A 13,632-nucleotide genomic window follows, 5' to 3' on the forward strand; every position below is an offset into this window, starting at 1 on the left:
GCGGAAGGTTGTCGGGGCGGGCCGGCTGGGGAAGAGCCAGCAGGGTGCCTGATTGGTGGCGGCGTTCATGTTGTCGCGACTTGCGATGTACTCCAGCAGCAGGGATGCGACTGGCGCGGGGGCGGGTGAGGCGGGTTCCCCGAGCCGTAAAAGCGTTGCTTCTCCGTCGCTGAACACGTCGTGAGCGTCAACTGGACGATGCGGGTAGGGGAGGCCGGTGTGCGCGATCAGCGCCATCCACGTCGTCCGTGGAGGGCATGCGTACCGGTCTGCCCGGCCGAACGGGTGCCGTCGGTCAGCGTCTGACGATCCGGTCGAGGACGCCGGCGACGCCGGACTTGACCGCGTCGCGGTGGTGGAGGGGTTCCGCGGGCAGTTCGCTCGTGGGGCGCACGCCCCGGTCGGCGAGGATGTAGAGCAGGCGCAGGGTGCGCAGGCAGTTGCTGATGTGAGCGGGCACCGGGGTGCTGATGCGGTCGGCCCCGAAGCGGTCGGCGATCGGATCCAGCCAGCCGACGGCGTCGCGTTCGCTCAGGTCGGTGCGGGTGAGGACCCGGGCGATCGCCCGGGCCAGGCGGTCGTCCTCCATCTGGTCGTAGACGTGGTCGGTGGGCGCCGTCAGCCGCGCGGCGGCGAGGTCCAGCATCCGCACCGGCGCCACCTCGGGGTGGCGACCGAAGCCGGCAAGCAGGTCCGCGCCGTGCGCCACCGCATGAAGCCAGCCGAGCGTGTCGTCGTGGCCGCGTAGATCCTTCTCCGCCGGGTACCAGTGCTCGAACGCGTCCACCCAGCCGGACTTCAAGTCCCCCGCGGCCACCAGCATGTCGAGCACGAGGGGCGCGAAGGTGCGGGCCTCGACCCGCGCGTCGGTGAACCGGGTCGCCATCTCGTCCCCCAGCTCCAGCCGCCGGGACGTCCCGATCGCCCCGCGGGCGATCCAGGTCGCAAGGACGGTGTAGGGCGCGCCGTCCCGGACCAGTGGATCGGGATCTGCCAGGGCACGGGACAACTCGCGGACGAGGTCGTCCATGGGCCGGTCAGCGGGCACGGCACAGTCGGCGGCCTCGACGCTCTTCCAGTCGATCATGACGAGCAGAGTAGGTCCTTGCCGTTGCCACACGCCTGCGAATTATGTCCAGGTATCCATCCCAACCCAGCAACTGCCCGACCAGACCCAGCAGTTCTGGCGTCTGTATCACTCTGCCCGCCGAGGCCGGACAGGGTGATGCACAGCGGCCAGGTCCAGCGCGCGATGCCGCGGGTCCGCGACCGGCCGAAGCCAGACCACTGGTCACGCGCCGCTTGGAACATCGGAACGAAAACTGGCGCTGAGCTGAGGCCCCGTCCGAGGGGTGCGCGCCCGCCACGGCGGGGGCTGCTCCCTCAGGCGCCGTACGGGCTGGTGTCGCCGGGGCTCTCCCGCAGGCACTGGTACAGGTCCACCGAGGCCGCGACGCGGTCCGCCATGCTTTCCGCGTACACCGCGTCCGGGCGTTCGAAGGCGGCGCGGTGGGCCGAGCGCAGGAACGTCACCACGCCCAGTGTCCGGCCCCGGCTCCGCAGCACCGCGCACAGGGCGTGCACCGAATCGGCCGGCCACTGACGCTCGGCGGCCCACTCCCCGGCGTCCCGCGTCGTCCCGGCCCCCGCCGTGGCCCGTACCGAGCCCGTGCGGTCCACCGCCTGGAGGGCCGGGTGGCCCGGTACGTACCGCAGCGGGATGCCGCCGCCGGCCACCGGCAGGCACGGGCCCGGCGCATCGGACGGCGTCGCCGCGGCGCGGACCAGCCGCTCCCCCGCCACCAGGTCGATCAGCGCGTGGTCCGCGAAGCCCGCGAGCGCGTAGTCGAGGGAGGTGGTCGCCGCCTCCATCGGGTCCTCGCACTCGGCCGCCGACCGCGAGGCCCGGTGCAGCTGGTTCGACCGGAAGCGCACCCGGTCCGCGTCCTGGGCGGCCAGTTTCGCCTCCGTGACGTCCTGGAACAGCCAGCCGACGCCCAGCGGCACCGGCTCCTCCGCGAGCGGTGAGGCCAGCCGCAGGAAGCCGCTGCGCCAGCAGCGCCGCCGGTTCCCCTCGGCCGTCCGCATTGTCACCCACAGCTCGGCGGGGGCGGGCGGGGCGCCCGCGGCCAGCACGTGCTGGAGCGCGCCCTCCAGGTCCTCGACGCCCTGCACGATCAGCTCCCCCAGCGGCCGCCCCAGCAGCGTCGTACGACCGCCGCCCAGCGCGCGGGCGGCGTGTGCGTTGACGACGGTCGGCCGCAGGTCCACATCGACGAGGACCACACCCCACGACGCGTCCTCGAACAGCGCCTCACTCAGCGCGATGGCCCGCTCCAGGTCGATCTGCGCATGGACCTCGCTGAACGCGCAGTACACCCCGGCCGGCTTCCCGTCCGCGCCCCGCACGCCGGCCGACTGGGTCCGCACCAGCACCCGCCCGCCGTCCTTGCGCAGCAGCGCGAACTCGTGCACCTGGCGCCCCGGCCCGTCCATGACGGCCATCAGCCGCCCCTGCACCTCGCCCGCGTCCGCCCGCCGCACGGCCCATCCGGCGAAGCCGGGCCGTCCGACGGCCTCCTCGGCACTCCAGCCGAGAATCCGCTCGGCCTCACGGTTCCAGTGGGTGACGGTGCCGTCCGCGTCGAAGGCGCAGAGCGCGGCGTCCATTCCGTCGAGCAGGGCCGCCAGCAGCTCCGACCCCGGGATCGCCCCCGGTCCGGCTTCCGACGCCTTGTCCGGCACCCCGGGCCGGCCCTCCGGGCCTTCCTCGGGCCCGAGGGCGTCGGTGGTTCCGCTGCTCCTGGAAGCACTCATCCCGTACCCCCCGCAGGACGTGTCCGGCATTGCTGCACGTCAGACCATTCAACTCGAACGTGACCCAGCACACAGCGACTTCACCGAAATCGATGCCCCGGATAATTCGGTTGTGCGGCCCGGGGGAGGTTCCTAGGCTGCGGGTACACATGAAGGGAGGTGCTCCGGAAGTGATTTCTTTTCGGACTCGTGAGGTGACTGCGGGCTGACGCCCGTCGTCGCATTCTTTGCAGTGCAGGCCGGTCGCCGGCCAATCCCAAGCAGTCACCGACCCGCAGGCTCGCCGGTCAGTCCGGCCGGCCCCTCCGCAAGGAGGGACCAGAGCCTGCGGGTTTCTGCGTGTCCGGAGGCGATACCGCCTGCCCGGAGGCGTCACCGCGTGTCCGGAGGCGTCACCGCGTGTCCGGGAGGCGTCCGCTACGGGCACAGCCGCTCGACGCGCCAGCCCCCGTCACCGCCCCCGTCACCGTCGCCGCCCCCGGTCCCGGGCGCGGCCTCCCGTACGTAGCGCAGCCGGTCGTGCAGCCGGTTCTCGTGGCCCTGCCAGAACTCGATCGTGCCGGGGACGACCCGGAAGCCGCCCCAGTGCGGGGGCGCCGGGATCTGCTCGCCCTCCGGGTAGCGGGCCGCCAGCTCCTCGTACCGCCGGAGCAGCTCGTCGCGGGAGCCGATCACCGTGGACTGGGCGCTCGCCCAGGCGCCGAGCTGGGAGCCGTGGGGGCGGGTGCGGAAGTAGGCGGCCGTCTCCTCGCGGCCGACGCGGGACGCGGTGCCGGTGACGATGACCTGGCGGGCCATCGGGTGCCAGGGGAAGAGCAGCGACACCCGCGGGTTGGCGGCCAGCTCGCGGCCCTTGCGGGACTCGTAGTTGGTGAAGAAGACGAAGCCGCGCTCGTCGTACATCTTCAGCAGCACCGTGCGGGAGGACGGCACACCCTCGGGCGTCGCCGTGGACACGACCATGGCGTTCGGCTCATGGAGTACCCCACCTGCGGCGATCTGCCGGAACCAGCGGGCGAACTGCTGCATGGGATCGGCGGCCAGGCTGTCCTCGGCGAAGCTCTCGGAACGGTACTGCTCGCGCATCGCGGCCGGATCGGTGGTGGAATCGAAGGAGGAATCTGCGGTGGACACACACTCATCCTGCCGCAGCGGCCCAGTCTGCCCGGCGAGGAGGGTCACCAACCGTTCCGGGAGAGAACGGGGAGCTGTGCCGGATGTCACGCTTCCCGGTCACGTCGGAACCCGCCAATATCGTGGGACGGGCCCGTTGCGGCCCGTCCGCAGCCGCCGATTCGAGGGAGCCGCCTGATGTCCGACTTCGTACCCGGACTCGAAGGAGTCGTCGCGTTCGAAACGGAGATCGCCGAACCCGACAAGGAAGGCGGTTCGCTCCGGTACCGCGGTGTCGACATCGAGGATCTCGTCGGCCATGTGTCGTTCGGCAACGTCTGGGGACTGCTGGTCGACGGGGCGTTCAACCCCGGTCTGCCGCCGGCCGAGCCGTTCCCGATCCCGGTGCACTCCGGTGACATCCGGGTCGACGTGCAGTCCGCGCTGGCGATGCTCGCCCCCGTGTGGGGGCTGAAACCGCTGCTGGACATCGACGCGGAGACCGCGCGCAACAACCTGGCACGGGCGGCCGTCATGGCGCTCTCGTACGTCGCCCAGTCGGCGCGCGGGCAGGGGCTGCCGATGGTCCCGCAGAGCGAGATCGACAAGGCGGGGTCCGTGGTGGAACGGTTCATGATCCGCTGGCGCGGCGAGCCGGACCCCCGCCATGTGAAGGCCGTGGACGCCTACTGGACGTCCGCCGCCGAGCACGGCATGAACGCCTCGACGTTCACCGCCCGTGTCATCGCCTCGACCGGCGCCGATGTGGCCGCCGCGCTGTCCGGCGCGGTGGGCGCCATGTCCGGCCCGCTGCACGGCGGCGCGCCGTCCCGGGTGCTCGGGATGATCGAGGAGATCGAGCGGACCGGGGACGCCACCGCGTACGTGAAGAAGGCCCTGGACAAGGGCGAGCGGCTGATGGGCTTCGGCCACCGGGTCTACCGCGCCGAGGACCCCCGCGCACGGGTGCTGCGACGCACGGCGCAGGAGCTGGGCGCACCGCGTTTCGAGGTGGCGCAGGCCCTGGAGAAGGCCGCGCTGGAGGAGCTGCACGCGCGCCGCCCGGACCGGGTGCTGGCGACGAACGTGGAGTTCTGGGCGGCCATCATGCTGGACTTCGCGGAGGTCCCGGCGCACATGTTCACGTCCATGTTCACGTGTGCCCGTACGGCGGGCTGGTCGGCGCACATCCTGGAGCAGAAGCGGACCGGCCGCCTGGTGCGGCCCTCGGCCACGTACATCGGGCCGGGGACGCGCGGCCCGCAGGAGATCCCGGGGTTCGATCAGCTGGCGGACCTGGGCAACTGAGGACGGTTCGCCAACAGCCGGGCGCCCGCCGCCGCACCGGCAGCGCGGGCGCCCTGGGGTCCCCCGCCGGCCAACACCGCCGCAAATGGGACCCGTTGAAGGCGGCGCACCGCCGCGGGACGACTGCCCGACGACGCGAATGCCGCAGGAGCTCCACGACCCGCCGGGCCGTGCCGCACTCGTCGCACGCCTGTGTCATGCCTGTGTCATTCTCGCCGCACTCTGAGATGCGTCACGGAGCGGCGCGGTGACGTACGCCCGTCGCCGCGCCGCTCCGGCGCGTCCGGCCGCATCCGCATGGCCGGAAGCTTCGTCCAGTTGTTGAACGTACCGGCTGCCGTATGGGGCAGCCGCCACTGCCAGTTAGGTCAAAATGACGTACAAGGGACGCATCCTCTTCGCGGTCGCTCTCAGCACCATGGCGCTCGGGCTCACGGCCTGCAATGACGACGAGGACTCGTCATCGGCACAGGACTCACCTTCGGTGTCCGCCCCGGCATCGTCCGATCCGGGCAGCAAGAGCCCGTCCGCGCCCCCCAGCGACGACGGTGCAGCTCCGGCCGGGGGTGACAACACCGCGCCGGGCACGAAGCTCAAGATCGGCGACAGGGCGGTCCTGCCGTTCGAGTACGGGACCGAGAAGAAGGGCACCATCGCCGTGACCGTCACGGCGATCGAGAAGGGCGCCGAGGCCGACATGGCCGGATTCGGCGCGAAGGCGAAGGGCATGACGCCCTACTACATCCGGATGAAGGTCGAGAACGTCGGCGGCACCGACCTCGCCTACGCGTCGCTGAAGCTGCGCGGCGAGCTGGAGGACGGCGGCCCCACGGGCATCGTGCTCATAGGCGACCTCCCTGGTAAGTGCGACAACGACACGGCACCCAGTGACTTCACCACCAAGGGCGCCTCGTACGAGACCTGCTCGCTCAGCGCCACCAAGACCACGCCCATCACGGCCGCCTCGTTCGACGAGGGTGACGCGTACAGCGACAGCCCGGTCCTCTGGACCAACTGACAAGCCGTTCCCGTGTCCGCGCGCCGGGCATCTCGCCCTTGGTGACATGCCCGGCCGGGCCCAGGAGTTGGACCAGTCCCTGGTGGAGAGCACCAGGAGGTATCCATCCGGGTCACGGACCGTCACGCCCCAGGTGTCCCAGTACGGATTGTGCGCGGGCACCCGCTGGCCGCCGTGCAGTTCGAGCCGCTCCACGAGGGAGTCCGGCACCGGTTCGCCGAGGTGGACGACCAGCAGGTCCTCGGGGGTGGGGTGCGGGTCGATGGGGGCGGCGGGGCCGTGCACGAGTTCCAGGTGCCAGGCCGCGCCGGGCCAGCCGACCATCAGCAGCGAGTGCCGGCCCGGCGTGCCGTCGGCCTCGTGCCGGTACAGGATGCCGAGCCCGAGCCCGGAGACCCGGAAGCGTTCCGCCGCCCGGAGATCGCGTGACGGACGGGCGATACGTACGTGAGCCGCGGCGTTGGCGGGCATGGGGCGGCCTCCTGAGCGGTGCGCATCGGCCACTCGCGCTGTCACGAAGACGGCCGCCCGAGGGCTGGCCAGACCGAGGGGTGTCGGAGACGGTCCGCAGGCAGGTCCTCCGGGGCACGCTCAGTCGGCGTTCGTGCCGTCCGTGTCGTACCGGACGGCCTTGCTGACATGCGGTTCGAAGGCCGAAAGAACGCTCCAGCTTGCGCCGCCGTCCAGTCGTTTCCGGCTGGTCACGGGGCGGGAGTCCATCATCACCATCGCGATGTTCCGGTCTGTCACGATCGAGATGCGCAGCCGCACCGGGCTGCCGGAGGTACTACCACAGACAACGGTGAGCTTGCCGTGCGTGAACTCCTCGACCTCGTCGATCCGGGGAGCCGGAACCTTCTTGAGGGCGTACAGCACGCTGTCGGTGAGCTGATAGGGAGTCGTGCCGGTGGGCACCGGGACATGGATCTCGGCGGTGCACGGCACAACCGCGGCCTCGGCCGTCAGCGGCAGCCCGTGCCGTGCGGCCGCGCGTCGGGCGTTCCACGTGTTCGACGTGGCGATCGCGACAGCGAGGACGGCTCCCGCCGCAAGGCCGAAGAGCGTGGCTTGGAGCAGCGAGCCCGCCCAGGCGCTCGCGTCCTCCGCTACGAGTACACCGGCCATGGCACCGCTGACGACGACCGCAGTCAGGACGGTGGGCACGGCGCTGCGACGCACGGTCGCGAGCCAGTAGCTGAGCACGTTCGAGGTCCGCGGTTCCTGTGTGAGGGGTGGATCAGATCGGGTCGGTGCCCGGCGAGGCCCCGCGGGTTGCCGGGCACTGGCCAAGTGACGGCTCAACTTTACCTCGGTCGTCCCCGAAGAGGGCCGTCCATGGACTGATCAAATAAGCCGGAAGGTCCCTCTGAGCGGGGACGACAGCCGAGCCCTGGTCACCCCCCTGCTCAATAGTCAGGTGACCGTACTATGGTCACTCGCATGGTTGACGTTGGCAGATCCATGCAGGAACCGACCCTGCTCATCCTCACGGCCTTGGCCGACAGGCCCCGGCACGGCTACGGGCTGGCTCAGGAGATTCTGGCGATTTCTCGGGGCCGCGTGCGGCTGCGCACCGGGACGCTCTACGGGTCTCTCGAACGCCTGCAAGGGGAAGGCCTGATCGAGGTCTTCTCGGAGGAGGTGGTCCAGGGTCGGCTCCGGCGTACGTACACGCTCACCCGCACCGGACGAGACACCCTCGCCGCGGAGGTCCGGCGCATCACTGCCCACGCTCGCGAGGCCACTCGACGCCTCAAGCAAGCCACCAACGCCCCGGCCGGAGCCCCCGCATGACCGACTCCCAGCGCTCTCCTCGTGTCCTCTCCCTGTACCCGCGCCGCTATCGGGCAAGCCACGGCGCCGAGATCCTGGAGATGTACCGGGATACCACCGAGGGCGCCTCAGCGACTGCCGGACGTCTGGAGCAACTGGACATCGCGGCACATGCGTTGCGTGTACGGACGCGCACCGGATCCAGCGATCGGGCCGGTCGCTTCCTGGTGGCCACCGCCCCGTACGCCTTGGCGGCTGCCGGGTCGATCGCCGCCGCCGGGCTGACCACCACCGTGGCGGACGCCGTGCGTGACGCGAGCACGGCCGGGGTGAATCTCCTAGGCGCGGCGGTGTACGTGGCCGTGCTGGTGGCCGGAACCATGGCCTGCCTGGGACGCTGGTCGGCATCCCGGATACTGGGGGCGCTGTCCCTCGTGGCGCTGCTCGCAGGGGCTCAAGGGTCCGCCTGGCTGATCCCGCTGCTGGCCCTGGTGACGGCGATGCCCGCGGCGGTCGGCCCAGGGAGAATTGACCGACGGCTGGCCCCGGCCTACGCCGTCATCACCTGGCTGCCTTCTCTGTATGCGGCCGTCTCGGGTGACAGCACCTTCTTTCTCGGAGCGATCCAGCAACTCGGCCCCACCATGCTGCTGATCGCCATCCGCACAGCGGCCCCGGACGTCCGCCCCCGGCACATCCTCGCGATCCTGATGGCCGGGGCACCGTGGGCCACGACACCGGCGGGCTCACCGATCGGTGCCGCCATCGCCGTCACAGCGCTCCTCCTCGCCTGGGGAGTTGGCCGCCTGTCCCGCAGGCGGCTCCCCGTCACTGCCTGAGCGCCGGCTCGTCGCAGTACGGCCACGGCTCGTCGGCGGGCCACAGCAAGGGTCCGCCGATCGAGCTGCCGCGCGGGGACGAGGCCCGGTGGTCGTCCAGTGCCTCAGCGGCCCACGTGTGCGGTGAACGCGGCCCAGGCGGCGGGCGGGAGGGCGAGGGCCGGGCCCTCGGGGTGCTTGGAGTCGCGGACGTGTACGGCGGCGGGGTGCGCGGCGACTTCGACACAGGCGCCGCCCTCGTCGCTGCTGTGGCTGGACTTCGCCCAGGCGTAGCCGACTTCAACGCATTGGCCGCCCTCGCTGCCGCTGTGCCTGGACTTCTTCCAGGCGTAGCCGACTTCGAGGCACTGGCCGCCCTCGTCGCCGCTGTAGCTGGACTTCCGCCACTCGTAGGCGACTTCGAGGCAGGCGCCGCCCTCGTCGCCGCTGTAGCTGGACTTGAACCACGCGCGTGCAGTGCTCATTGCTCTCCCAGCAGACGGTCCAACAGGCCCAGGGTGTCGGCGGGGCTGAGGGCCTGAGCTCGCAGCATCGCATATTTCTGGGACAGGATGCTGACCTCATCGGGGTCGCAGACGAGCAGGCTGCCGCGTTGGGTCTCGGAGTAGGCGACGTGTTGGAAGTCGGGTGTTTCCAACAGGATGAAGGGGCCGTTCAGCCCGGCATGGGTCCGGTGGCTCAGCGGGAGAATCTGAAGGCTGACCCCCGGCAGCGTTCCACACGTCCGCAAGTGGCGGAGCTGCTCCACATGCGTCTCGTCGTCGACGAGTTGGAGCCTCACCACCGGCTCCCAGATGACGAAGCTGATCGTCGGCGGCTCGCTGCGGTGCAGGATCTCCTGGCGTTCCAGCCGGGAAGCGGTCTGGATCGCGATCTTCTCCTCGCTGAACCCGGGGACCCGGTTGCGGAAGACCGCCCGAGCGTAGGCCTCGGTCTGGAGCAGTCCGGGCAGGACCTGGTTGTCGTACCAGGAGAGGGCCAGGGCCGTGCGCTCCAGGTCCATGTACTGCTCGGCCCAGGCCGGTACGAGGTCGACCTCCGGCATGTTCTCCACCGCCGTGGCCAGCGCGCCCTTCGTCTCCAGCAACTGGTCCAGCCGGCTCGCCAGGTCCGGGAGGAGCGAGCGGCGGCCCTGCTCGATGGAGGCGATCGTCTCCACCTGCACTCCCACCGCATTCGCGAGTTGGGCCTGCGTCAGACCCGCCGCGACGCGGAACAGGCCGAGCAGCTTGCCCACGAGTTTCATGGCCGAGGCGTTCTTGCGCTGCCGATTACTGGGGTGCATACGGTCCCCACTCCCACCCTTGTCCGTGGTTCACGCCTCGGCGCACTCGTACAGGAAATCTGTACGGGTGCCCTGTCGGCGGCCGTCCCGGCCACGAGGCTCGAAGCTCGCAGCTCGGGGCTCGGGTCCCGGGCTTCGGGAGGGGCGGTTCACTCGTTCGAGCGTACGAAGGGGCAGGTCGCCCCGGGGCTTGGGGCTTGGGATTCGAGCTCCGAGATTCGAGCTGCGAGATTCGAGCGCCTTCTTTTAACCGGTAGGGAAAGAAGGGTGGTTGGGAAATCCTTCCCGACCTCCCTGACCCGTCACGGCCAGCAAGTATGACTAATGGTGACAGCTTGCGACGGTGCGTGGCGACTGTCTACGGTGCGAGAACTAAACAACCCCGACACGGTGTTCCAACACCGGCCGGGGTCTGACCTCCAAGATCGCAGCAAAAGGAACCGATCTCGTGGCTGTTGAGCACCTTAGTCCCGCTCTGCCCGCGTCCGCAGTGTCGCCCCCGTACCCGATGGCCCATCCCGGTTACGGCAAGCGAACCGTTCCGGACGAACACCCATCCCGCGCCGCTGACTTCGCGTTGCTGCCCTTCCGGGAGCAATATGTCGCCGCGTTCATCGAGCGGCTGCCCGAGGGCGCCACGATGAGCGTGAAGTGCCTCGCCAAACAGATCCCGCTGTACGGGCAGCAGGCCGTCAGCTCCGCGCTGACCGCGCTGTCCGTGGCCGGACACCTGCGGCGCGTACGGTGCGCGGTCGGTGGCGGTGACCAGGTGCGGTGGGTCTTCCGGACCTACTGGACGCGGACCGCCCACGACAGCGAATGGTGGGCGAACCACCTGGCACCCGAACCCGTGCCCGCGCCCGATCCGGTGCGGGAACCCGTACGGGAAGCGGCGCCCGAGCCCGTCCGGGAAGCGGTCCCCGCGCCCCGCACCGAGAGCCCCGCCCCCGCCCCCGCCCCCTCGCCCGCGTACCTCGCACTGGCCGGGATCGGGCGGGCCGACGCACGCCTCGCGCTCTCCGCCGCCGACTGCACGGCCCTGGAAGCCCTGGCCGAGCGCTGGTTCGCACGCGGCGTGGACGCCGACTACCTCATCGGCGCCGTCACCTCCGGACTGCCCGCCCACGTCGACTCACCCGTCGGCTTCGTCCGCCACCGCCTCAACGACAAGATCCCGCCCGCACTCCCCACCACCCCCACACCGCCGCCCGCCGGAACCCCGGTCCGGCGCGTGATGATGGAGTGCACCGAATGCGGCACCCCCGGCCGCCCCGAAGCCCTCCCCGACGGCCTCTGCCAACCCTGCCGACAGCCCGAACCCGCCACCACCGACACCCAGGCGGGCCCGCCCGCCGAACGCGACGTCACCCAACTCGTCGCCGGACTCCGCGACCTCCTCAAAGCCCCCTGAGCCGAACCCTCTCGCTCGGCCTCGCCTCCACCGCCGTGACCCGCAGACTGAGCCTGTAGGGCTAAAGGGCCGCGAAATCCCTTGCTAAAGGTTGCCAGACCCCCTATTGCGCGTTTCACTTGCGCACATAGGCGGAAAATCACAGAGGGGAGGGTCCACATGCTGCTGAACTTCAGGATGTCGAACCATCGCTCGATCCGCGAGGAACAAGAACTCCAGCTTCACCCCGCCTACGACGCGGACCGTCCTACGGGTACGGACTGGGCCGCAGTCCCCGTGGCGGGCCTCTTCGGTGCCAACGCCGCAGGGAAATCGAACCTCGTGGGCGCACTGGGGTACATGGCCGGGATGGTCCTGAACTCGCATCGCGATGCGGAGCCCGGTGGCGGCATCGCCCGCAACGCGTTCCGCCTGGATGCCTCGGCTGCCGACGAGCCGTCCTGGTACGTGGTGGATCTCTCGCTGGACGGGGTGCGCTACACCTACGGCTTCAGCATCGACGACGAGCAAGTCCTCGACGAATGGCTCTACAGCTACCCGCTCGGTAAGAAGCGCAAGATCTTCGAGCGCTCCGAGGGCGAAGTGAATCCGGGTGACACACAGGCCCGACGTGAACTGGAACTGGTCGAGAACATCACCGAATCGAATGTGCTGTTCCTGACCATGGCCGCACGCTCCAAGCAGCAGGACTTCCGCCCCGTCTACGACTGGTTCGCGACAGGCCTGAAGTTCAGCGAGGGCCGCATGCGCTCACCGCTGGGAATCGCTCCGGGGACGCCGGGACCGGCCTGGGACACTCCCGGCCTCTTGGCTCTCCTGCGCTCGGCCGACCTGGGTATCGAGGCGTACGGCACCGAACGGCAGGTCCTGGACGAGGAAGCCCTGCGTCGGCTGTACGGCGGACGGGTACCCCAGCGTGAGCTCGCCAGGCTGGCGGAAAGAGGGCCGCGGGAGACCGTGCGACCGTGGATCGGCCACCGCGGGCGCACCGGCGTAGTCCGCATGGAACTCCACGAGGAGTCCGCGGGCACCAAGGCGCTGCTGGAGCAGGCTCCGCGATTTCTGTCCGTACTGCGCCGAGGCGGCACGCTCATCGTCGACGAGATCGACTCCAGCCTTCACCCACTGCTCACCACCCAGCTCATCAAGCTCTTCCAGGAGCCGGAGACCAACCCGCGCGGCGCACAACTCGTCTTCACCTCCCACGACGCCAGCCTGCTCGGTCGTGTCGACGGCGAGGACATCCTCAAGCGGGATCAGGTGTGGTTCGTGGAAAAGGACCAGTACGGGGAGACGAGACTGTTCGCCCTGTCCGAGTTCAAACCACGCGTCGGCGAGAACCACGAGCGCCGCTACCTGGGGGGCAGCTACGGCGGAGTGCCGTTCATCGACGAGAGCCTTGCCAAGGCACTGGCCACACGGAGGGAACAGAATGGCGCGGCAACCTAAGCCGGACGGGCGCAAGCGTCCCTCACGGGATTCCCAGCTCGGCAGGAGAACCGAGCTTCGCACCCCGCGCCTGCGATTACTGGTCGTCTGCGGCGCCGAGGTGACAGAACACGCCTACGTCCAGGGCCTCAAGCACGCCGCCCGGAATCCAGCCGTATCGATCAAGATCGTCAAGCATCCCAAGGCTCCCTCCCAAGTCGTCGCGCACACGGTGAAGCTGCTGGAGACGGCAGACGACGCCTACGACGAGGCGTGGTGCGTCCTGGATGTCGACGAGTTCACCGATATCGATCAGGCCCTACGTGAAGCCGCCCGCAACCGCATCGGGGTCGCGCTGTCGAACCCGTGCTTCGAAGTGTGGCTGCTGCTGCACTTCACCGATCACCGCAAGCACGCACCCTCCTACGACCGGCTCGTTCCGATTCTGAACAAGCACACGCCGGGCGGGTACTCCAAGACGGACCTTGACTTCCGTCACTACGAGGACGGCTGGCGCGAGGCGGTCCGCCGGGCGAGGCTGCTGGCTCCGGACGGCAAGGAGCGGGAAGTGAACCCCTCGACCGGCATGTGGAAGCTCGCGCTCGCCATCGGCGGGCCGCAGTAGGGCAGCGCCCTGCAC

13 protein-coding genes and 1 pseudogene are annotated in these 13,632 nt (G+C 70.1%); 7 read left to right on the plus strand and 7 right to left on the minus strand.

Translation table 11 applies throughout. The features are described from left to right. Nucleotides 1-295 precede the first annotated feature (295 nt). The 3 genes from OG322_RS15140 to pdxH all read right to left on the minus strand — a co-directional run bounded on the left by OG322_RS15140 (nt 296) and on the right by pdxH (nt 3,903). Entirely contained in the window at nt 296-1,087 is a 792-nt protein-coding gene (locus tag OG322_RS15140; protein WP_329306524.1) for a DUF2785 domain-containing protein, read from the minus strand. Between the two features lie 296 nt (nt 1,088-1,383). Beyond that, nucleotides 1,384-2,817, minus strand: a complete 1,434-nt coding sequence (locus tag OG322_RS15145) for a PAS domain-containing protein (protein ID WP_329306525.1) — start codon at nt 2,815-2,817, stop codon at nt 1,384-1,386. Between the two features lie 417 nt (nt 2,818-3,234). Beyond that, nucleotides 3,235-3,903, minus strand: coding sequence for a pyridoxamine 5'-phosphate oxidase (gene pdxH / locus OG322_RS15150; RefSeq protein WP_123462283.1), 669 nt, complete (start codon nt 3,901-3,903; stop codon nt 3,235-3,237). 225 nt (nt 3,904-4,128) lie between these two features. Here pdxH and OG322_RS15155 point away from each other — a divergent pair, with 225 nt between their 5' ends. Beyond that, nucleotides 4,129-5,238 (plus strand): citrate synthase 2, encoded by a 1,110-nt coding sequence (locus OG322_RS15155; RefSeq protein WP_123460898.1) that lies wholly within the window; start codon nt 4,129-4,131, stop codon nt 5,236-5,238. Between the two features lie 373 nt (nt 5,239-5,611). After that, nucleotides 5,612-6,256: a hypothetical protein gene (locus OG322_RS15160; protein WP_266411271.1), complete on the plus strand. Its 645-nt coding sequence runs from the start codon at nt 5,612-5,614 to the stop codon at nt 6,254-6,256. Between the two features lie 63 nt (nt 6,257-6,319). Here the strand turns inward: OG322_RS15160 and OG322_RS15165 are convergent. Further along, nucleotides 6,320-6,727: pseudogene (locus OG322_RS15165) on the minus strand (VOC family protein); the annotation flags it as partial. A gap of 120 nt (nt 6,728-6,847) precedes the next feature. Next, nucleotides 6,848-7,459 (minus strand): hypothetical protein, encoded by a 612-nt coding sequence (locus OG322_RS15170; RefSeq protein ID WP_329306526.1) that lies wholly within the window; start codon nt 7,457-7,459, stop codon nt 6,848-6,850. A gap of 237 nt (nt 7,460-7,696) precedes the next feature. Between OG322_RS15170 and OG322_RS15175 the strand changes: the two genes are divergently transcribed. Both OG322_RS15175 and OG322_RS15180 read left to right on the plus strand, forming a co-directional pair. Then, complete coding sequence (locus OG322_RS15175; protein WP_241200101.1) at nt 7,697-8,050, plus strand: PadR family transcriptional regulator; 354 nt, start codon at nt 7,697-7,699, stop codon at nt 8,048-8,050. Beyond that, nucleotides 8,047-8,868, plus strand: coding sequence for a hypothetical protein (locus OG322_RS15180; RefSeq protein ID WP_123460895.1), 822 nt, complete (start codon nt 8,047-8,049; stop codon nt 8,866-8,868). Before OG322_RS15175 ends, OG322_RS15180 begins: the two co-directional genes overlap by 4 nt. Before the next feature lie 104 nt (nt 8,869-8,972). On the opposite strand, the gene OG322_RS15185 is transcribed toward OG322_RS15180, so the two are convergent. Together OG322_RS15185 and OG322_RS15190 are read right to left on the minus strand one after the other, a co-directional pair. After that, the gene (locus OG322_RS15185; protein ID WP_123460894.1) at nt 8,973-9,332 is read right to left on the minus strand and encodes a DUF397 domain-containing protein; all 360 of its coding nucleotides are present in this window, start codon (nt 9,330-9,332) and stop codon (nt 8,973-8,975) included. Then, a complete protein-coding gene (locus OG322_RS15190) occupies nt 9,329-10,114 on the minus strand; it encodes a helix-turn-helix domain-containing protein (RefSeq protein ID WP_123460893.1) in 786 nt (261 codons plus the stop codon). The genes OG322_RS15185 and OG322_RS15190 overlap by 4 nt, the downstream gene beginning before the upstream one ends. A gap of 487 nt (nt 10,115-10,601) precedes the next feature. Between OG322_RS15190 and OG322_RS15195 the strand changes: the two genes are divergently transcribed. The 3 genes from OG322_RS15195 to OG322_RS15205 all read left to right on the plus strand — a co-directional run bounded on the left by OG322_RS15195 (nt 10,602) and on the right by OG322_RS15205 (nt 13,617). After that, nucleotides 10,602-11,564: a MarR family transcriptional regulator gene (locus OG322_RS15195; RefSeq protein ID WP_329306527.1), complete on the plus strand. Its 963-nt coding sequence runs from the start codon at nt 10,602-10,604 to the stop codon at nt 11,562-11,564. A gap of 159 nt (nt 11,565-11,723) precedes the next feature. Next, a complete protein-coding gene (locus tag OG322_RS15200) occupies nt 11,724-13,013 on the plus strand; it encodes an AAA family ATPase (protein ID WP_329306528.1) in 1,290 nt (429 codons plus the stop codon). Continuing rightward, on the plus strand, nt 12,997-13,617 hold the full coding sequence (locus OG322_RS15205; RefSeq protein WP_329306529.1) for an RloB family protein: 621 nt from the start codon (nt 12,997-12,999) through the stop codon (nt 13,615-13,617). The genes OG322_RS15200 and OG322_RS15205 overlap by 17 nt, the downstream gene beginning before the upstream one ends. Nucleotides 13,618-13,632 lie beyond the last annotated feature (15 nt).

Origin of the sequence: Streptomyces sp. NBC_01260, from assembly GCF_036226405.1 — a bacterium.
GTDB classification, from domain to species: domain Bacteria; phylum Actinomycetota; class Actinomycetes; order Streptomycetales; family Streptomycetaceae; genus Streptomyces; species Streptomyces laculatispora.